General features: G+C 71.3%; 9 protein-coding genes. All 9 read right to left on the reverse strand.

What is annotated here, in order from left to right:
• Positions 1-36: 36 nt before the first annotated feature.
• The 9 genes from putP to HCR68_RS04240 all read right to left on the reverse strand — a co-directional run bounded on the left by putP (position 37) and on the right by HCR68_RS04240 (position 19,908).
• Positions 37-1,530, reverse strand: coding sequence for a sodium/proline symporter PutP (gene putP / locus HCR68_RS04200; RefSeq protein WP_167146550.1), 1,494 nt, complete (start codon positions 1,528-1,530; stop codon positions 37-39).
• A gap of 97 nt (positions 1,531-1,627) precedes the next feature.
• Positions 1,628-2,134, reverse strand: a complete 507-nt coding sequence (locus tag HCR68_RS04205; RefSeq protein ID WP_167146553.1) for a holo-ACP synthase — start codon at positions 2,132-2,134, stop codon at positions 1,628-1,630.
• Positions 2,135-2,390: 256 nt separating this feature from the next.
• The gene (locus HCR68_RS04210; protein WP_167146556.1) at positions 2,391-11,837 is read right to left on the reverse strand and encodes a type I polyketide synthase; all 9,447 of its coding nucleotides are present in this window, start codon (positions 11,835-11,837) and stop codon (positions 2,391-2,393) included.
• 115 nt (positions 11,838-11,952) lie between these two features.
• Positions 11,953-13,521: an acyl-CoA carboxylase subunit beta gene (locus tag HCR68_RS04215; RefSeq protein WP_167146725.1), complete on the reverse strand. Its 1,569-nt coding sequence runs from the start codon at positions 13,519-13,521 to the stop codon at positions 11,953-11,955.
• 54 nt (positions 13,522-13,575) lie between these two features.
• Positions 13,576-15,420 (reverse strand): biotin carboxylase N-terminal domain-containing protein, encoded by a 1,845-nt coding sequence (locus tag HCR68_RS04220; protein ID WP_167146559.1) that lies wholly within the window; start codon positions 15,418-15,420, stop codon positions 13,576-13,578.
• Between the two features lie 410 nt (positions 15,421-15,830).
• Positions 15,831-16,535 (reverse strand): ribulose-phosphate 3-epimerase, encoded by a 705-nt coding sequence (rpe, locus tag HCR68_RS04225; protein ID WP_167146563.1) that lies wholly within the window; start codon positions 16,533-16,535, stop codon positions 15,831-15,833.
• Positions 16,536-16,571: 36 nt separating this feature from the next.
• Positions 16,572-17,963: a transcription antitermination factor NusB gene (locus HCR68_RS04230; RefSeq protein WP_167146566.1), complete on the reverse strand. Its 1,392-nt coding sequence runs from the start codon at positions 17,961-17,963 to the stop codon at positions 16,572-16,574.
• A gap of 263 nt (positions 17,964-18,226) precedes the next feature.
• Positions 18,227-19,201 (reverse strand): methionyl-tRNA formyltransferase, encoded by a 975-nt coding sequence (gene fmt, locus HCR68_RS04235; RefSeq protein WP_167146567.1) that lies wholly within the window; start codon positions 19,199-19,201, stop codon positions 18,227-18,229.
• A 38-nt stretch (positions 19,202-19,239) separates the two neighbouring features.
• Positions 19,240-19,908, reverse strand: coding sequence for an HAD family phosphatase (locus HCR68_RS04240; RefSeq protein WP_167146570.1), 669 nt, complete (start codon positions 19,906-19,908; stop codon positions 19,240-19,242).
• Positions 19,909-20,254 lie beyond the last annotated feature (346 nt).

A 20,254-nucleotide genomic window follows, 5' to 3' on the forward strand; every position in this document is an offset into this window, starting at 1 on the left:
TCACGGCTCTGTTCCGACCCGACCGGTCTGCCCCGGCTACGCCCGCGAGGCGGCGACGGCGGCGTCGAACTCCTGGGAGATCTCCTCCGAGGGGCGGTTCTTGCGGGACACGGCCCAGGCCACGACCAGGTTGCCCAGGAACCCGGGGACGATCTCGTAGAGGTCGAGGATGCCTCCGGGACCGCCGGAGACGTTCCCCCAGATCATGACGATGACGGCGCCGGTGATCATCCCGGCGAAGGCTCCCATGGCGCTCAGACGCCTCCAGTACAGGGACAGCAGAACAGTCGGCCCGAAGGAGGCCCCGAACCCGGCCCAGGCGAAGGCCACGAGGTCGAGGATCGTCTTGCTGGGGTTCCAGGCCATGACGGCCGCGACCAGGGCGATCGCGAAGACCGCCATGCGCGAGTAGAGCACCATCCGGTTGCTGCTGATGTTGTTGCCACGGGTGCGGTTCATCGATCCGTAGAGGTCCTCGATGAGCGCCGAGGAGGTGACGAGCAGCTGGGAGGAGACCGTCGACATGATGGCGGCAAGGATGGCGGCAAGCATGAACCCGGCGACCAGCGGGTGGAAGAGCAGCTGGCCCAGGGTGATGAAGACGGTCTCCGGGTCGGCCAGCCTGCTCTTGTCGTGCTGGTAGACGGCCACGCCGACGATGGCGGTGCCGGCCGCACCGAGCACGGCGAAGAGCATCCAGCCGATCCCGATGGTGCCCCCGGCCACGGCCTCCTTGGGGCTGCGGATGGCCATGAAACGAACGATGATGTGCGGCTGACCGAAGTAGCCCAGGCCCCAGGCCAGGGCCGAGATCACGCCGATCAGCGTCGTCGTCGACCCCCAGACGGCCCAGTAGTGGGGATCGACCTCGGAGACGGCCTTGACCAGGTTGGACACTCCACCCACGTGCATGACTCCGGCGATCGGCACCATGACCAGGGCGGCCACCATCATGAGCCCCTGGATGAAGTCGGTGTAGGACACGGCCAGGAACCCGCCGATGAGCGTGTAGACCACCGTGATGGCGGCGACGATGACCATGCCGAGGTGATAGTCCATCCCGAAGGAGGACTCGAAGAACCTCCCGCCGGCGACCATGCCGGAGGAGACGTAGAAGGTGAAGTAGACCAGGATGATGAGACCACTGGACCAGCGCAGCAGCCGGCGTTCGTCGTGGAGCCGGTTGTCCAGAAAGCTCGGGACCGTGATGGAGTTGTTGGCGACCTCGGTGTAGGCGCGCAGGCGGGGCGCGACCAGCAGCCAGTTCGCCAGGGCTCCGATCGTCAGCCCGACGGCGATCCAGCCCTCGACCAGGCCGCTGGCGTACAGGGCGCCCGGCAGTCCCATGAGCAGCCATCCCGACATGTCCGAGGCTCCGGCGGAAAGCGCCGCCACCCAGGGATTGAGGTCGCGGTCGGCGAGCATGTAGTCGTCGAAGTTGTCCGTCCGCAGGTAGGCCCAGCCTCCGATGGCGAGCATGGCCACGAAATAGACGATCATCGCAATGGCTTGATAAGTGGTATCAGTCATTCTTATGTCCTCATGTCAGTCAGCGGTGAGACGTGTCGCGGCCGATTGCGCGCGACAGAATCGATGACTCCGCTTTTTGTCTTGTGCCGGCGTGGCCTCACCGTGAATGCAGGACGATTGCGACTGCATAGTCGCCGTCATGGCTCAGAGAAACCGGCCAGCACCCTGGGGTCGATACCTCCTGTCCGAGGCTGTGCTCAACAGCGTGGGCAATAGCGCCGCTCAGGCGCAAGGATGGCCGTCCCCACCGATCAGTGACAAGCTCAACCTCGCGCCAGTCGACGTCCTCGCTCAGGATAACCGGGGAGGCGCTATTTCCGCGACCGTTGGCGTATTGTGCGTGCGCCTGGCTCCAGGCCTTGATGAAAGCCTCCTTGGCCGCCCACCTGGCCGCCAGGTGCTGCGCAGGGCGCGATCCCTTTTCCTGTGCACGACGATGAGCCTCGCGAAGCTCGCGTGCAGTGAAGGCCCGCTGCGCAAAAACAGTTCCGGGCTGATTGAGCTGGGCCTCGAAGTCCGGAATGCGCACCAGGTCCGTGCCCACCGTCAGGACCGTCGTGCCCGGGAACGTCTGCGGTATTTCAGGAATCTGCGGCTCAGCCATCGTGAACTCCTCGCAATGGGACGCTCGGGAACAATTTATACAGAATAGCGATAACGGTGAGAAGCGCTATGGATCATGCGCAAGATCAAGATGTCCTCCTCCGGGCAGGAGGACGCTTAAGCGGTGAAGAGGATATGACGAGGAGCCGGCCCGGCGAGCTGTGGATGATCTCCGTGCTCACCAGGCCGGCCCCGTCGTCTCCTTGCTCTCGCAGCGCCTGCCTCAGCGGTGGGCTGTGATCCTGAGAGGGATCAGGTCACTCCCCCGTGTGGTAGACGCCGTCGGCACCCAGCCGGGCGTCGGGATCCAGGAGCATGGCGGCCTCGACCTCGTGCGGATCGCGCTGCTTGGACTCCTCACCCAGGCGGCGGCCCTGGACCTGCTCGAACAGCGGGGCCCGACCGATCATTCCGGCGCGGCGGCGCCGGGTGCCGGCGGCAAGACGGGCATTGGCCGAGGCCAGCCACGCATCGACCGCCTCCTGGCCCGCGGCCTGGCGCAGCGCGGCCTCGAAGGCACCGGGGTGGACGATCGCGATAAGACCCGAGACGTGCCCGAACCCCAGTGAGGTCAGCAGGCCCGCACGCACCGGGCCGGCGCCCGGAACGCGCCCGCCCTCACCGCCGCGGCCGGACAGGCGGATGGGCCTGCGTGGCCAGACCCAGAAGGCGTCCTTGGCCAGCGGGGCGTCGACGACGTCCAGGGAGGCGTTACCGGGAGCCACGCCGGAGGCGAGGATCTCGGTGAGGCCGGCGACCTGGAAGACCGCGGCGCCGCCCTTGGCGTGACCGGTGATGGTCTTCTGCGAGACCGCCACCAGCGAGTTGCCCTCGGAGCGGCCCAGGGCCCGCGCCAGACGCGTGTGCAGCTCGGACTCGTTGGGGTCGTTGGCACCGGTGGAGGTGTCGTGCTTGGAGACCAGCGCGATGTCGTCGGCCTCCACACCCAGGGCCGCCAGGGCCTTGGCCAGGCGCGAGCCGCGTCCGCCGCGGCCGGCGCCCAGGGCCCCCAGTCCGGGAGCCGGGATCGAGGTGTGGGCGCCATCGGCGTAGGAGGAGACGAAGCCGACCACACCGGCGACCGGCAGGCCCAGCCGGGCCGCGACCGAGCCACGGGCCAGGATCACGGTGCCGCCGCCCTCGGCCTCGACGAAGCCGCCGCGTCGACGGTCGTTGGCGCGCGAGAAGTGACGGTCGGAGATGCCCTTGGCGCGCATGGCCGCGGCCTCCGCGGTGGCGTTCATGTTGCCGAAGCCGACGACCGACTCGATGGAGATGTCGTCGATGGCTCCGGCCACGACGACGTCGGCCTTGCCCAGGGCGATCTTGTCCCAGCCCTCTTCGATGGAGACGGCCGCGGTGGCGCAGGCGCTCACCGGCTGGACCATGGCGCCGTAGCCGCCGATGTAGGACTGCATGACGTGGGCGGCCACGACGTTGGGCAGCGCCTCCTGGAGAATGTCGCTGGGACGCTCCTCCCCCAGGAACCGGCCGACGAACATCTTGCGCATCGACTCCATGCCGCCGAACCCGGTGCCCTGCGTGGAGGCCACGTCGGAGGGGTGGACGGCCTTGAGCAGCTCGGCCGGGGTGAAGCCGGCTGACAGGAAGGCGTCGACGGCGGTGACCAGGTTCCACGAGGCGATCGGGTCCATGCCCTGGGTCATCGAGGCGGGGATGCCCCAGCGCTCCGGGTCGAAGTCGCGCGGGAACTGACCGCCCACCGTGCGCGACAGCGCCGCGCGGCGCGGCACCCGGGCCAGCGAGCCGGCCAGGCGGGTGACGGTCCACTCGCCGGTCTCGGCGTCGGGCACCACGAGGGTGTGCTCGGGATCGGAGGCCTCGATGGTGCGGGCCGTGGCCTCGTCGGGAACCGACAGGGTGATGTCGTGGTCGAGGTAGACGGTGACCTCCTCGTCGGCGATGGGGGCGATGACTCCGTCGTCGACGAACTCGCGGATGCCGCAGCGGGCCACGACCTCGTCACGGTAGCGGTCCAGGATGTCGGACTCCTCGACCATCTCGCCGTCGGTGTCGTACCAGCCGGCCTTGGGGCTGTCCTGCCAGGTGAGTAGGCCCATGCCCCAGGCGAGCTCGAGGACGCCGGCGGCGGTCAGGTCGACGTCCTCCCCGCCGCTCATGCCGAGCTCGGCCTCGCGGCGCGTGCGCCCCGAGCCCCAGGTGGAGACCTCTCCGGTGGAGATGATGACGACGAGGTCGTCGAGGTCGGCGCTCACCTCACCCCACTGGGGGGCGGTGGGCTGGGTCGGGACGACCGGGGTGGGCAGGGCCTTGATGACGGCCGGGGCCTCGGTCTCCTCGGTGGGGGCGGCCGCCTGGGCGGCCGCGTTCTCACGCAGGGCCACGAAGTCGATGTCGTCGCCCAGGCCGCCGGTCAGATCGGCGTCCACGGGGGCCTGAGCCGCCCGGGTGCGCACCTCGGTGGTGCACAGGTCGGTCAGCTCGGAGGCGATCTCCTCGGTGGTCCAGGTGCGGACCCCGGCGGCCTCGACCGCGGCGACCAGCGGGTCGTTGCCGCCCATGAGGCCGGTGCCCCTCACCCAGCCGATGCGCGGGTGGGCCAGCGTCACGCGCTGGGCCCAGGCCCGCTCGGACGACCAGCGGTTGGCGATCGCGTCCAGGGCGGACTTGACCTCGCCGTAGGCCCCGTCGCCCCCGAAGGTGCCCCGGTTCGGGGACCCGGGCAGGACCACGTGGAGCCGGTGGTCGACGTGGGTGTCGGTGCCGATCGCGCTCAGGGCCGCGATGGTGCGCTCCACCGACCACAGCAGCAGACGGGTCTGGGCCTCCGCGGCCGGGCCGGCGTCGGCCAGCGTGCCGGAGACGCGCGGTGCGGCGAAGGGGAACAGGAGGGTGGGGACCAGCGCCTCCTTGACGACCTTGGTGGAGCCACCGGAGGTAACCACCTGGTCGTTGCCGATCCACTCCGCCAGGGCGTCGACGTCGCGGTAGGAGGACAGGTTCGCGGGAACCATCCACAGCTTGGCGCCGGCCGCGGCGTGCTCACGGTAGAGAGTGGTGGCGAAATCAAGGCGCTCGTGGGTCAGGCGCGAGCTGGTGGCCACCACGGTGGCGCCGCCGGACAGGAGATCCCCGGCGACGGCCGCCGCGATCGAGCCGGGGGCCACGCCGGTGACGACGGCGACGTCCTCGGACCAGCGGACCGTGGGGCCACCGGCCTGGGGGGCCTGCGGCGCGGCCTGGGCGATCTCGGACAGGATGGCGGCACGCTCGGCGGCGTCGGCCAGCTGGGAGCCCTTGACCTGCCCTGCCCACCAGGTGGCGTGGTCGGCCACCGCCTGCCCCAGACCCACGAAGCGCTCGGGGTCCAGGAGGTGGCGGGAGGCGTCCAGATCGGTCTCTCCGGAGCCCAGGCGGGCGACGTCCTCGCGGGCAGTGGCCCAGCGGTCGTCGATGAGGACGGCGCGTTCGGGGGTGAAGGCCGGGGTGACGGACTTGACCCATCCGGCGCCGAGCTCGGCGTCCAGGGCCGTCAGGGCGGCCCGGGTGCGGGCGGCCTCGTCATCGGCGTCGGCCGGGACGGTGGCCTTCTCGGCCAGGCCGAGGGCGTCCAGGAGGGTGCGGGCCGTGGTGGCCAGCACGCCCTCACCACCGGTGACGCTCTGGGCGAAGGCGTCCAGGGCGGCGGAGTCGACGACCGCTCCACCGGCGCCGCCGGCGCTCGGCTTGGAGACGGACACCCCGTGGTCGGCGGCGACGGCCTGGACTGCGGCGTCGATGAGGGTGTCGACGGCTCCGGCACTGGTCAGCGGGGCCGAGGAGCCCAGGGAGGCCAGGTCCTCCCCGCGCATCGAGGCGCCCTCCCGGGTGCCCAGGAACAGGGCGGCGGTCACGTGGGAGACCCAGCCCTGACCCAGGCCCCAGGTGCCTGTGACGCGGTCGGCGATCCGGGAGGCGCGCACACCGGAGGGGCCCAGGAGACGGCCCAGACCCACGCGGATGGCCTCGGTGAGAACCGGGCCGAAGGCCTTGTAGCCGGGAGCGCCCTTGGCCACCGTGGCGGCCAGCGCCGTCATGTCGGCGTCGGCGGCGCCGTCGATGGAGGCGAGCTCGAGCTCGGTGCCCAGGTCCATGAGGAGCTGGTTGCGGCGCGAGGAGACCCCGTTGGTGAGTGTCTCGGTGGTGTCGGTGGCACCGATCTGCTCGGGACGGATCCGCGAGGCGTGGGCCAGCAGCGCCGTCAGGGCATCGGTCGCGCCGAAGGGCAGGTCATCCACCGGCCCGCCCGCAGCCGGTGCCGCAGCGGGTGCGGGTTCGGCCGCAGAAGCCGGGGCCTGCTCGGCAGCGGCCTCAGCAGGAGCACTGGCCTCGGCGGCGGGCTCCTCGGTGGTCGGGACGTCGAACTCCGGCTCGGTGAGCTCCACGGCCGGGTCGGTGTCGGTGGCCAGGACACGGGCCTCGTCGCGGCGCGCGTTGTGCACGGTGACGTGGCGCCCGGCGTGCTGGGGTAGGCGCAGGGTGTTGGTGGCCAGGTTCGCCAGCGTGGGCGAGCCCGCCAGGCCCACCTCGACGATGTGCTCGATGCCCAGGCCGCCCTCGCTCGGGGAGGACAGCAGGACCTCCTGGGTCTCGATCCAGCGCACCGGGGAGGCGAACTGCCAGGCCAGGAGCTCGACGAGCAGGACTCGGGCCAGCTCGGTGGGGCGCTTCACCCAGGAGTCCCAGTCGGCCAGGATCTCCTCGATCGGCTCGGAGGGGACGACCTCGAGGATCGAGCGGGCGAAGTCCTGGGTCAGCGCGAAGGGACGGGCCACGAGGTTGGGCACGTAGTGGCCCACCAGGCGCTCGACGTCCAGGTCGTCGGGAACGAGCTCGAGCAGGCGGCCACGGAACTCCGGGACTCCGGGGCGCAGCACCTCGGAGTGGAAGGGCACGTCGATGCCGGGCACGAACATGAAGGGGTTCTTGCCGCCGCGGGCTTTGGCCTTGGCGCGGGCGTCCGCGGCCAGGGCGTCCAGTCCCTTGATCGTGCCGGCCACGGCGTACTGGACGCCGGCCAGGTTGTGGTTGACGATCTGGAGGAACTCACCGGTCTCCTGGGAGATCGACGTCACGTAGGCCTCGACCTCGTCGGCCTTGATCCCGGCCTGGTTGGGACGCAGGGCGCCCATGCGGTAGTTCGAGGCGCCGTCGGCGTCGCGGGGCACCAGCGAGTGCATGGTGGAGCCGCGCTGGAAGACGATCGAGATCGTCGTCTCTACCGGCATGACGCGCCCGTAGGCGCTCAGGGCCGTGTACTCGCCCAGGGAGTGGCCGGCGAAGGCGGCGTTCTCCACCAGGGCGCCGGCCTCGGCCAGGCGCGCGGTGGTCGCCATGGCCACGGTGGCCAGGGCCACCTGGGTGAACTGGGTGAGGTTGAGCAGACCCTCGGGGTGGCGGTAGGTGACGCCGCGGGCGGTCATCTCGGTGGGGTTGTCGCGCACCAGGTTGATGACGGAGAAGCCCAGCTCGGCGCGGGTGTGGGCGTCGGCGCGCTCCCAGACCTCGCGGGCGGCCCTGGAGGAGCTCATCTCGTCCAGGCCCATGCCGGGGGCCTGAATGCCCTGACCGGGGTAGATGTAGGCGGTGGGTTCGGGCGTCGTCACGGCGGTGCCCCGGGAGACGACCTCGCCGTTGATGCGGCAGACGACCTCCAGGACGTAGCCGCCTCCGACCACCAGGCCGGTGCGCTCCACGGTGATCTCGACGTCGTCGCCCAGCTCCACCGGACCGGTCATGACGTAGGTCCAGCCCGCCAGGACGTGGCGCGAGCCGTCGGCGGCGGCGGAGGCCGCCACCTGCTGGGCGGTGGCCGACAGCCACATGCCGTGGACGAGCGGGGCGTCCATGCCGGCCACGTGAGCGGCGTTGTAGGAGGTGTGGATCGGGTTGAAGTCACCGGTGACCCGGGCGAAGGCCGTCATGTCCGCGGGCGCGGTGACGGTGGTGCGGCGCAAAATGCGACGGGCGGCCGGAGCGGTCTCGCGTCCGGTGCCGCCGGCCAGCTCGGGCGCGCTGGGCACGGCATTGCCGGAGGCGCGGCCGCGGATGGCGAAGCGCTCGCGCAAGAGCGCCACGATGGTGCCGTCACTGGCATCGGTCAGCTCCAGACGCACGTCGACGACGCGCCCGGCGCTGGACTCCTCCAGGGCCGCCACCCAGCCGGTGACGTTGATCGTGGGGCTGGTGGTGGCCGCGGCGGCCTGCAGCTGGTGGAGGGTGAGGTGCAGGTCGATGGTGTGGTCCAGGTGGACCGCACCGAGCAGGCCCTCGATGAGCGGCATGCCGTCCTCGACGACGCTGCCCAGGGCCGCGTAGACCACCGGCCAGCAGGGGCCGAGCAGGGCGTCGGGAACGAAGGGGGCGGCCGAGAGGTCCACGGGCAGCGCGTCGGCCGTCACCGAGGCGTGGTCGTGGCCCAGGGTGCTCGCCAGCGTGAAGGATCCGTGGATGGTGCCGAAGGGCTGGGTGGCGGGGCGGCCCAGGGCGTCCGTGGCGCCGGACTGCGCGGGGCGGACCTCGGGCAGGTGGTCGACGTCGTCGCCGGTGATGGACACGGCGCCCACACCGGCGGTGGCGCGCAGCAGGTCGTTCATGGTCTCGCTGATGCGCTCGGGGTCGACCAGCGGGGCGGCGCCGTCCCAGGCGCGGGCCAGTCGCAGCGGGACCACGAGGCGGCGCACGGCGTGGATCCTCTCGCCTCCGGGAGTTCCGTCCCAGTGGGTGTCGAGGTGGATGTCGAGGTCGTAGGCGTCCTCGGCGACGTCCGGGCGCGCGACGACGTTGTAGGCGTCATCGCTCAGGACGGTGGCGGGGTTGACCGTCAGGTGGCCGTTCCACAGGACGTGAGGGGCGACCTGGACGAGCTCCTTGGCGTCGGCAACGGGGGCGGCCAGGGCCCCGTCGGCCAGGGCGGGATCGGCGCCCAGGCGGCCGGCGGCCTCCTGCTCACCGGTGCCGGCGTCCTGGAGGGCCTCGACGGCGGCGGTCTCGAAGCGGCCCAGCAGCTCGCCGACGGGCTCGTTGATGGTCGTGATGCCGGCGACGGCCACGGGACCGGGGATGATGCGCACCTGGTCGGCGGTGTAGCGCGGGTCCTGTGACTGCCACAGGGAGTCGGTTCCCCACCAGCGCAGGATGTCGGCGTCGACCACGGGAACGAAGGGCACGGGCTTGGGGTGCTTGCGGCACAGGTCGACGAACCAGGCGGCGTCGACGGGCTCCACGAGGGTGGAGGCGGACGACGGGTAGCGCTCGGCCAGGGCGGCCAGGGCGGCGTCGGAGTCGATGACGGCGTCGTAGTCGGCGAAGAGCGTGGGGATCTCGCCGTGGTCAGCCCGACTCAGGCGGGCCTCGATGCGGTGCAGCAGGTCGAGGAAGCGGTCGTACCAGCCCTCGTCGGCCCAGTCGGCTCGGGTGGCGGGGCGGCCCTCGTGCGGGGCGACGCACAGCTCGGCGTAGCGGGTGGCCCACTGAAGGTAGGTCATCTCCTCGACGTCGCCGAAGTAGGGCTTGGCGGTCTTGGCCAGGGCGTCGATCATCTCCTGACGGCGAGCGGCCATGGCGGCCTCGTCACCGGCGAGCTCCTGGATGAGGCGCGAGGCCCGGGCCGAGGAGTTGTCGATCTCGTAGAGGTCGGCGCGCAGGTGGGACAGGCCCGAGGTCATGCCGCCGATGGACTCCCCGGAGGCGACCCAGCCGCCCTCGACCCCGGAGTCCTCGGGGATCCCGGGGGTGTCGACGAGCAGCTGCTTGACGTCGTCGTTGGTCTTGGCCTCCAGGCAGGTCATGGCGGCGGTGCCGATCATGACACCGTCGACGGGGGCCGCGGCCGTTCCGTAGGCCTCGGCCCAGCGACCGGTGAGGTAGTCGGCGGCGCGGGTGGGCGTACCGATACCGCCTCCGACGACGAGCACGACGTTGTTCACGGCGCGGATGGCGTCGTAGGTGGCCAGGAGCATGGTGTCCAGGTCCTCCCACGAGTGGTGGCCACCGGCGTGCCCGTCCTCGATCTGGATGATGACGGGGCTGTTGGGCACGGCGCGCGCGATGGCCAGCACCTGGCGGATCTGGTCCACGGTGCCGGGCTTGAAGGCGATGTAGGGGAAGCCCTCGGCGTGGAGGCGCTCGAGCAGCGCGGTGGCCTCGTCGAGCTCGGGGATGCCCGCGGAGATGGTGATGCCGTCGATGGGGGCGCCGCCGGCGCGGGCCTTGGACAGCAGACGCTGGGTACCCAGGTGCAGGTTCCACAGGTAGCGGTCCATGAACATGGCGTTGAAGGCCGCGGTGCGGCCGGGCTCGAGCGCCTCCTCCAGGCCCTCGAGGTTCTCCGTCAGGACGGCGGGGGTGGTCTGCCCGCCGCCGGCGAGCTCGGCCCAGTAGCCGGCGTTGGCGGCGGCCGCCACGATGGCGGGATCCACCGTGGTGGGGGTCATTCCGGCCAGGAGGACGGCGCTGCGGCCCGTCAGGCGGGTGAAGGCCGTGTCCAGGGTGAGGCGGCCGTCGGGCAGGCGGGTGATGCGCGGCGCGAAGCGGGAGCGGTCGACGCTGGGCCTGGGGGCGGCGCCGGTGCGGTCGAGGTCGTCGATGGCCTGGGCGGTCCCTGCGGGCACGACGGTCGTGCCGGTGCCGGCCACGATGCCCTCGGTGAGACGGACCAGGACGTTGCCCGGCCCCAGGTCCAAAACGGTGCGCACCGGGTCGGCCGAGCCGGTCCCCAGGGCGCCCGTGACCAGGCCGGGCCAGTCGACCGGGTCGATGAGCACGGCGGTGGCCAGGTCGCGGGCCAGCTTCTCGTCCAGGCCGCAGGCGGCCGCCCAGGTGGCGACGTCGTCGACGGCGCCGGCCAGCAGCGGGGTGTGGAAGGGCACCGAGGTGGTGAGGAACTCGGTGACCGGGTTCAGGACCGCGCCTCCGCGGCGGCGGTCCTTGCGGGCCTTGGCGCTGCGGGCGGCGGCGGCCTCCAGAGCGGTGACGACGCGCTCGAGGTCGGCGGGGCTCCCGGAGAGGATGTGGGCCTGGAGCCCGTTGGTGACGCCCACGGAGATCCTCTCGGAGCCGGGTACCCGGGCCAGGACGGCGTCGAGCACCGAGCGGGTCACGCCGCGCACTGAGAGCATCGGGGTGGACTCCCCCACCGTGCCCAGGTCGAGGCGGCGGGTGGTCCGGGTGGCGGCGGCACCGATGAGGCGGGCGATGGCGTGGACCTGGACGACGCTTTCGCGGTCCCCGGCCCGTACGGCCTCAAGGAGACTGACGCCCAGGACGCCCTGGGAGTGGCCGATGGCAGCCATCGGGGCGTGGGCCGTGGGGTCGATGCCGGCTGCCGGCAGCGAGGCAAGGGCGGCGTGCTGGGCCATGAGGATGCCGGGCACGGAGACGTCGGCGCCGTCGGCGGTGGTGCGGTGCTGGGGCACCACCGGAGCGGCCGCGTCGTCCAGGAGCCGTGAGCCGCGCGGGGTCACGGTGAGCAGGTCGGTGGCCACGGGGGCCAGGCGCTCGGACACGGCCCGGTCGACCGCCACGGCGTCATCGGCCAGGGCCTGGTCCAGGGCGACCAGGTCGGCGAGCGTCTGGCGCCAGGGGGTGGCCTGGCCTCCGAAGGTGATGATGTAGGGCTCGCCTCCGCTCAGGCGCTCAGCGATGGTGGTCGCGGGGCTGGGGGCTTGCGAGGTCGTATGCACGGTAGTGGTGTCCTTCGGTGTTGCGACGGCGTGGTCGGAGGTCTCGGAACGGTTACCAGAACTGGGATCGGATGAGGACGGAGGAGCTGACTGCGAGTGGGAGTCGGCCTGGGATCTAGAGGGGGATGTTGTCATGCTTCTTGGGCGAGTCGGGGCGGGCGTCGTTCTTGGCGCGCAGCGCGGCCAGCGAGTCGACGATGACGCTGCGGGTGTCCTCGGGGGCGATGACGGCGTCGATCTCACCGATGGCCACGGCCTTGTCCGGGTTGATGACGGCGTCGGTGTACTCGGCCACGAGCCGCTCGTGCTCGGCGGTGGCGGCCTCCTCACCCTGCTCGTCGCGGACCTTGGCCAGGTCCCGGCGGTGGATGATGCCGACGGCTCCGGCAGCGCCCAGGACGGCGATCTCGGCCCCCGGCCAGCAGAAGTTGAGGTCGGCGCCGATGGCCTTGGAGCCCATGACGATGTAGGCACCACCGTAGGCCTTGCGCAGGACGATCGTCACCAGCGGCACGGTGGCGGTGGCGTAGGCGTTGATGACCTTGGCGCCGCGGCGGATGATGCCGGCGTGCTCCTGCTCGGCGCCGGGGCGGTAGCCGGGCACGTCGACGAAGGTGACCACCGGCAGACCGAAGGCGTCGCAGAAGCGCACGAACCGGGCGAGCTTCTCGGAGGCGTCGACGTCCAGGGTTCCGGCGTCCACCAGCGGCTGGTTGGCGACGATTCCCACCGGGTGGCCCTCGAAGCAGGCGAAGCCGACCACGACGTTGGCGGCGAACTCCTCCTGGACCTGGACGAGCTCACCGTGGTCGACGACCGCCGAGACCACCTCGACGACGTCGTAGGCCTGGCGGGTGGAGGCAGGGACGATCTCGCCGACGCCGCGGGCGGCCTCGGCATCGGCCTGGGCGTCGGAGTCGTCGTAGGCGTACAGGGGGGCGTCGACCTCGGCCGACGAGGGCAGGTAGGCCAGGAAGCTGCGGACCTGTCCCAGCGCGTCCTCCTCGTCCTCGGCCACGTAGTGGACGACGCCGGAGACCGAGCCGTGGATCTTCGCGCCGCCGAGGTCCTCGGCGCTGATCTGCTCACCGGTGACGGCGCGTACGACGTCGGGGCCGGTGACGAACATGTGGGAGGCCTGGCGGGTGGCGATGACGAAGTCGGTCAGGGCCGGGCTGTAGACGGCGCCGCCGGCGCAGGGGCCGAGGATGACGCTGATCTGCGGGACCAGGCCGGAGGCGGCGCAGGTACGGTTGAAGATGCGCCCGTACTGGCGCAGGGCGCCCACGCCCTCCTGGATCTTGGCGCCGCCGGAGTCGATGAGCCCGATGACGGGAATGCGCAGTCGCAGGGCGTCGTCCAGGAGACGGACGATCTTGTCGCCCTCGATGGTGCCCAGGGCGCCGCCGGAGACGGAGAAGTCCTGGGAGTAGACGGCCACCTGGCGGCCGTCGATCTGGCCGAAGCCGGTGACGACGCCTGAGGGGCGGGCCTTCTCCCCCGCGCCGGAGCCGGTGTATCGGCCGATCTCCAGGAAGGTGGAGTCGTCGAGCAGGTCGTTGATGCGCTCCCGGGCGGTGCGCTTGCCCTTGGCGTGCTGGCGGGCGGCGGCGCGCTCCTCGGCCTCCCGGTCGACGCGGGCGATGCGCTGGCGGAAGGCCGAGGTGGAGGGCGAGTCCGCCATCGTGGTTCCCTGTGCCGGCGTGCTGGAGCCGGGGCTGGCGTCGGTGCTCACGGTTCAGTCCTCCTCTGAGCTGTTCTCGGGGGTGTGCATGCGCACCAGGACGTCACCGGCGGAGACGGTGCGCCCGGCGCTGACGGGGATCTCCGAGATGGTTCCGTCATTCAGAGCGTGGACGTAGTTCTCCATCTTCATCGACTCCAGGACCACGAGCAGATCGCCCTGGAGGACCTGCTGGCCCGGCTCGACGCAGATACGGGTGACGATGGCCTGCATCGGGGCGGCGATGACGCCGGGCTCGGAGCCGGCGGCCTCGGTTCCACCGGAGCCGCCGCGGGTCGAGCGCGTGGCCCCGCCGGGGCGGCCGCGCAGAGGCTGGGCCCGGTTGCCGCGCGGGCTGAAGCTGCGCGCCGGGTTGGATGGGGCGAGGATCCCGTCGGGAAGCGTCAGCTGCATCCGCCGGCCGTTGAGCTCGATGATGTAGCTGGACCGGGTGCGCGGACTGGTGACCGTATCCGCTGCGCTCGGGGACCCATCGGTGCCCGACGACGCCGCGTCGTCGGCGAGGTCCGGCAGTACCTCGTGCTCGATCCACCGCGTGGTCACGGTCAGGCGCCCTGCCTCATCGGGCGTGGTGAAGGCGGGGCGCCCCAGGACCTCTGCGTGCAGAGCCGTGCACACGGTGACGCCCTCGACAACCGTCTCACGCAGGGCGCGCCGGGCGCGGGCGATGGCCTGCTCCCGGCTGGCGCCGGTGACGACGATCTTGGCCAGCATCGGGTCGAACATGGGGGTGACGACGTCGCCCTCGGTGACGCCGGACTCGATGCGGATGCCGGGGCCGGCCGGCCAGCGCAGGCGGGTGATGGCTCCGGTGGAGGGAGCCAGGCCTCGGGCCGGGTCCTCACAGGTGATGCGCAGCTCGAGGCTGTGACCGCGGGGCTCATTGAGCTCGCCGAGACGGCCTCCCTCGGCGATGCGCAGCTGGACCTCGACCAGGTCGGTACCGGTGACCTCCTCGGAGACGCAGTGCTCCACCTGGAGCCGGGGGTTGACCTCGAGGAACCACAGGTCGCCCTCGGGGGTCAGGAGGAACTCGCAGGTGGCCACCCCGACGTAGTCGACCGTCTCCAGGAGGCGACGGGAGGCCTCGACGAGACGGTCGTGAACGCCCTCGGGCAGGAAGGGGGCCGGGGCCTCCTCGAGGAGCTTCTGGTTGCGTCGCTGCAGGGAGCAGTCGCGGGTGGAGACGACGGCGAAGCCGCCGTGGGAGTCCCGGGCGCACTGGGTCTCGATGTGGCGGGCGGCGGTGACGAAGCGCTCCAGGATGAGCGTGCCCCCGCCCAGCGCCGCGGACTCGAAGGCGGGGGTGGACCTGACCTCGTCGTCGTTGTGCAGGACGGTGATGCCGCGCCCGCCGCCGCCGTCGGTGCGCTTGAGGGCGACCGGGTAGCCGTGGGTGGCGGCGAAGCGGATGACCGTGTCGGCGTCGGTGACCGAGTCGGTGATGCCGGGCACCGGGGCGACCTCGGCCCGCTCGGCGGTGGCCCGGGCACTCATCTTGTCTCCGAGGGCGTCCATGGCCTCCGGCGAGGGACCGACCCAGGTGATGCCGGCCTTGATGATCGAACGGGCGAAGTCGGCGTCCTCAGCCAGGAAGCCGTAGCCGGGGTGAACGGCGTCGGCGCCGGTGGTGCGGGCCATCTCGAGGATTGCCGTCGCGTCGGTGTAGGACGAGCCTTCGGGCAGCGCGTAGGCCTCGTCGGCGAGCTCGGCCGCCGGGCTCATGAGGTCCTCGGGAGTGTACGGAAGGATTGATGTCGCCCCGAGATCACGGGCGGTTCGCACGATACGCAGTGCGATCTCACCGCGGTTGGCGATGAGGATGCGGGAGAGGGTCACCAAGAGTCTCCTTGCCTGGACAGTGCCGGGTTGGCGGCGGGGCCCTCCTTGGGCCGGGGTGGTGGATCCGTGTCTTCCCTACAAGCGCAGGTTGACAGATCCGCTGGACGACGACGTTACGTGGTCAGGGCACCACAATCCATTTGTGGAAACCTCACAAAGACCGAGAGTTGCGTTGGTGTAACAACCGAGACACCAGTAATGGTGCGGCATAACGGGCGCCTCACAAAGGCCTCTTTCACTCCCTGAAGGCCTTTGAGGTTTCCCACAAGGTTTGTGGGTGGGGGTGACCAAAGGCACCACCTGTCACATCCATCTCATGAGTATCTCCTTTCTCGAGGTGGGGGCGCGGCCGCGCAGACAGTCGGCAACCGCTCTCAGTGGCCGTCAATGGCAGTAATCAAGGGTGATCATTGGTGATCATGCCGGTGGGAGGATGCCGCATCGCGCAGCTCGGAGATGGCGGCCAGGGCGTCGTCGGCCCGGTAGACGGCCGAGCCGGCGACGAAGACGTCGGCCCCGGCCTCGGCCGCCCGCTCGATCGTCTGCGAGGTGATGCCGCCGTCGACCTGGATGCGCAGGTCGAGCCCCCTGGCTCCCACGAGCTCGCGGGCACGGCGGATCTTGGGCAGCATCGACTCGATGAAGGACTGGCCCCCGAATCCCGGCTCCACGGTCATGAGCAGGAGGAGGTCGAACTCCCCCAGCACGTCGGCGACGGCCTCGAGCGGCGTGGCGGGCCTCAGGGCGATCCCCGCTCCGGCGCCGAGCCGGTGGAGCTCGCGCGCCAGCCGCACCGGGGCCGTTGTGGCTTCGGCATGAGGAGTGACGATCTGGCAGCCGACCTCGGCGTAGGCAGGGGCCCAGCGGTCGGCGTTGCGGATCATGAGATGGGCGTCCACGGGCAGCGAGGTGTGGGCGAGCACCGCCTCGACCACAGGCAGCCCCCAGGACAGGTTGGGCACGAAGTGGTTGTCCATGACGTCGACATGGATCCCGTCCGCACCGTCACCCCCTGTGACGCCCTCGGTTCCGCCGTCGCCCGTGATCCGGTCGAGCTCGTCGGCCAGATGGGCGATGTCGCAGTTGAGGATCGAGGGGTGGATGGCCGTCATCGGGGTGCTCCTCTTGATGGGCGGGGTCGTCGTGGGTCAGCTGGTGCGGCGCAGCAGGGCGCAGAACATGGCGTCGGTACCGTCGAGGTGGGGCCAGAGCTGAAGCATCTCGCGGTCGGCGCCGGCCGGTGGCTGAGGTGCCAGCCGGGTGGCGAGGTCCCCGGCGTGCAGGATCTCGGTGCTCAGACCCTCGCGCTCCAGGAGCCGGGTGACGTCGCGCACCACGAGACTGGTCTCCAGCGCATGCGGTGAGCAGGTCACGTACGTCACCACTCCCCCGCGTCGCACGGCGCGCAGCGCGCTGGCCAGGAGCTCGCGCTGGAGCTCGGCCAGGACGGTGACGTCCCCGGGGCTCCGACGCCACCGGGCCTCCGGCCGACGGCGCAGCGAACCGAGCCCCGTGCAGGGCGCGTCGACCAGGACCCGGTCGTAGGCGCCCGGTTCATCGCGGCCGAGGTCCCGCCCGTCCCCGCAGCGCACCCGGGCCACGTCCCGCGGCACCGCGCGCAGGGCGGAGCGCACCAGCTCCGCCCGGTGGGCACTGACCTCGTTGGCGAGCAGGTGAGCGCCCTTCTGGTCTGCCCTCGCCGCCAGCAGCGCAGCCTTGCCGCCGGGACCGGCGCACAGGTCGAGCCAGCGCTCGTCGCGCCCCTCGATGGGGGCCTCGGCGGCGATGAGAGCCACCAGCTGGCTGCCCTCGTCCTCGACCCCGGCCCGGGAGTCCCGGACCGCCTCGATCCTTCCGGGGTCTCCCCCGACCAGGACGACGGCGAGCGGGCTGATCCGCCCCAGGCGGGGCTCAGCGTCGTGGACCCGGTCGGCCTTGCGGGCCGCCTTGGCCAGGGCCTCAGGCGCGATGAGGCCGGGCCGGGCGCACAGGGCCACCTCGGGGTCCGTGTTGTCGGCGGCCAGGAGCGCCTCCAGCTCCTCGGCACTGCGGCCGTGGGTGACCAGTGCCTGACGCAGCGCCTTGACGATCCACTCCGGATGGGACTGGGTGCGAGCCAGGGCGGCTGTCTCATCGGGCGCGTCCTGTTCCAGGAGCGCCAGCCAGGCCTCCGGCCCTTGGCTGCTCAGGCGGCGCATGATGGCGTTGACGAAGGTGGCGGCGCCGCGCCCGCAGGAGTCGGCCGCCAGGTCCACGGTGGTACTCACAGCGGCGTGCTGGGCCACTCTCATGCCCATGAGCTGGTGGGCGCCCAGGCGCAGGACGTCGAGCACCGCCGGGTCGATCCTCTCCAGGGGCCGGTCCGTGCAGGTGGCGATCATGGCGTCGTAGCGTCCCTGCAGGCGCAGGGTCCCGTAGGTCAGTGCGGTGGCGAACCCGGCATCACGCCGGTCCAGGTCGGCGGAGTCCAGAAGCTCGGGCAGGAGGAGGTTGGCGAAGGCGTCGTCACGACGCACCCGGGTGAGGACCTCCAGCGCCACCCGGCGCGCCGGGTCCGAGCGCCGCTGAGACGGCTGAGGTGAGCGTCTGGCCCCTGCGGTCCCGGTCGGTCTGCCGGAACGCCGCCTTCGATCATGTCGAGACACTCGACCGCCTCGGCCGGTCCGGTCACTGTGGTTGCCGCGTTCAGAGTGGTTGCCGTGCCGTCGTCCGGCCCGGTCGCGGCGGTGGTCACCGGAATTACTGGAACTACCGGGATTATCGTGATTATCCGGCGCACCCCGGCGCGCCGGTCGCTCCCCCATCAGCGTGCCCCTTCGCCGTCGTCGCTCGTGGGAGCCGGAGCCCCCAGGACGGTGCCCACCTCTGGACGGGCCCCGCGGGCCCAGGCGTCGGCGGGCATCCAGCTACGCCCTGCGGGCGCGACCTGCCCCAGGCGGACGGCGCAGCCACCGGTTCCCACGAGGACCTCACGCTTGGAGGCGCGCACCTGGCCGGGCAGGAGATCGGTGACCTCCGGTACCGGAACGACCGGTCCCAGGCGGAACCTGGCCCCGAGGTAGGTGGTGTGAGCGCCCGGAGCCGGGCTCACGCCTCGGATCCGGCGATCAATGGTCAGTGCGGGATCATCCCAGCGGACCTCGCCGTCGGCGGTGGAGAGCAATGGTGCCAGGGTGGCCAGCGCGTCGTCCTGCGGCTCGGGGCGCACGCCGCCCTCCTCCACCGAGTGCAGGACGTCGAGGACCAGAGGGGCTCCCGCACGCGCCAGCCGCTCCAGGAGGTCGCCGCTGGTGTCCCTGGTGCCGATCGCCTCGGTGATGCGGCCGTAGACGGGGCCGGTGTCGAGCCCCTCCTCGAGGCGGAACACGCACGCGCCGGTGACCTCCTCCCCGGCGATGATCGCCCGTTGGACGGGGGCGGCTCCGCGCCAGGCCGGCAGCAGGGAGAAGTGGAGATTCAGCCACCCGTGCCCGGGCGCATCCAGCAGGTCGGCCGGCACCAGGCGCCCGTAGGCGACCACGACGGCGACGTCGGCCTCGAGGCCGCGCACCCAGGCGCGCACGTCCTGGGCTCCCTCACCCTTGAGCGTGGTCGGAGTGCGCACGTCGAGTCCGGCCTCACGGGCCACGGCGGCCACCGGCGAGGGATGCAGCGTGCGGCCGCGGCCCTTGCGGGCGTCCGCACGGGTGAGGACCCCGACGACGTCGTGCTCACTGGCGATGAGGGCCTCCAAGGTGGGCAGAGCCACCTCGGGCGTTCCGGCGAAAAGCACACGCATAAGGCCGAGTCTACGGCTCCACCCCGCCGAATGCGGCTTCAGCGTTGGCCCGGCGTGGGAAGCAGTCCCACAGCGATGAGCTCGGCACGCAGGCGCCCCGCGCCGGTGAAGTGGTGGGTGCGCAGCCCCAGCCGGTCGGCGGCCCGAATGTTGACCGACGAGTCATCGACGAACAGCGTGCCGGCGGCCTGCAGGCCGTAACGCTCCAGGAGAAGCGTGAAGATGGCGGCGTCGGGCTTCGCCAGGTGCTCGCGTCCGGAGACCACGATGCCGGCGAACCGCTCGAGCTGGGGCACCAGGAGCCGGGCCCGCTCGAAGGGGGCGGCGTCGAAGTTGGTCAGGCCGTACAGTGCCACGTCCGCCTCCAGGAGATCCTCGAGCACGGCGGCCATACCGGGCACGGGACCGGTCAGTGAGGCGGCGAAGCGCTGGCGGTACAGGGAGAGGATCTCCACCCAGTCGGGGCGGTCCGGATGGGCGCGGGCGCAGTCGGCGAGCACTCGCTCGAAGGGCTCCCCCAGGTCCAGCCTCTCATTCCAGGCGAGGAAGTCGCCGTCGGCCACGAACTCCTCCCAGGCCTCCACCGAGACGTAACCGGCCACAGCCGCCATCGGCTCCCAGGTGTACAGGACGTTGCCGTAGTCAAGGACGACGGCGCGCACGGGCCCGGAGGGGGAGACGGTCTCGGTGGAGCTCAGTGCGGTCATGCCCGGCAGCCTCCCACGTCCTCCGGATGCGGCGGAGGCGTCGCAGCCGTCCACCCGGAGTGAGATGGGTGAAGCGATTTGTATGGCATCTATGAACATGCCCGGCAGCCACCTGTCTGGCACGTCACGTCTGACGAGACCGTCAGCAGCATCGGCGCCAGGTGAAACGAATATCACGTACAGGTGACTGTTGCTCGATCAACTTACCTGGAACTCAGTCGTACCAGGGGGTTTCCAATCCACGTCGATCCTGGTACGCTCGTACCAATCCGGTACAGGCGTACCACTTCAATCGTCATAGCGCGTGATGCGCATCATGATCCACATCAACGACACAGCGTTGTGT

The sequence above is a fragment of the Actinomyces sp. ZJ308 genome (assembly GCF_011752065.1).
GTDB lineage: Bacteria > Actinomycetota > Actinomycetes > Actinomycetales > Actinomycetaceae > Actinomyces.

Coding starts and splice junctions, on each gene's coding strand:
- putP (WP_167146550.1), bottom strand. CDS start 1,530: ATGACTGATACCACTTATCAAGCCATTGCGATGATCGTCTATTTCGTG.
- rpe (WP_167146563.1), bottom strand. CDS start 16,535: ATGACGGCCATCCACCCCTCGATCCTCAACTGCGACATCGCCCATCTG.
- HCR68_RS04240 (WP_167146570.1), bottom strand. CDS start 19,908: ATGACCGCACTGAGCTCCACCGAGACCGTCTCCCCCTCCGGGCCCGTG.
- HCR68_RS04205 (WP_167146553.1), bottom strand. CDS start 2,134: ATGGCTGAGCCGCAGATTCCTGAAATACCGCAGACGTTCCCGGGCACG.
- fmt (WP_167146567.1), bottom strand. CDS start 19,201: ATGCGTGTGCTTTTCGCCGGAACGCCCGAGGTGGCTCTGCCCACCTTG.
- HCR68_RS04215 (WP_167146725.1), bottom strand. CDS start 13,521: ATGGCGGACTCGCCCTCCACCTCGGCCTTCCGCCAGCGCATCGCCCGC.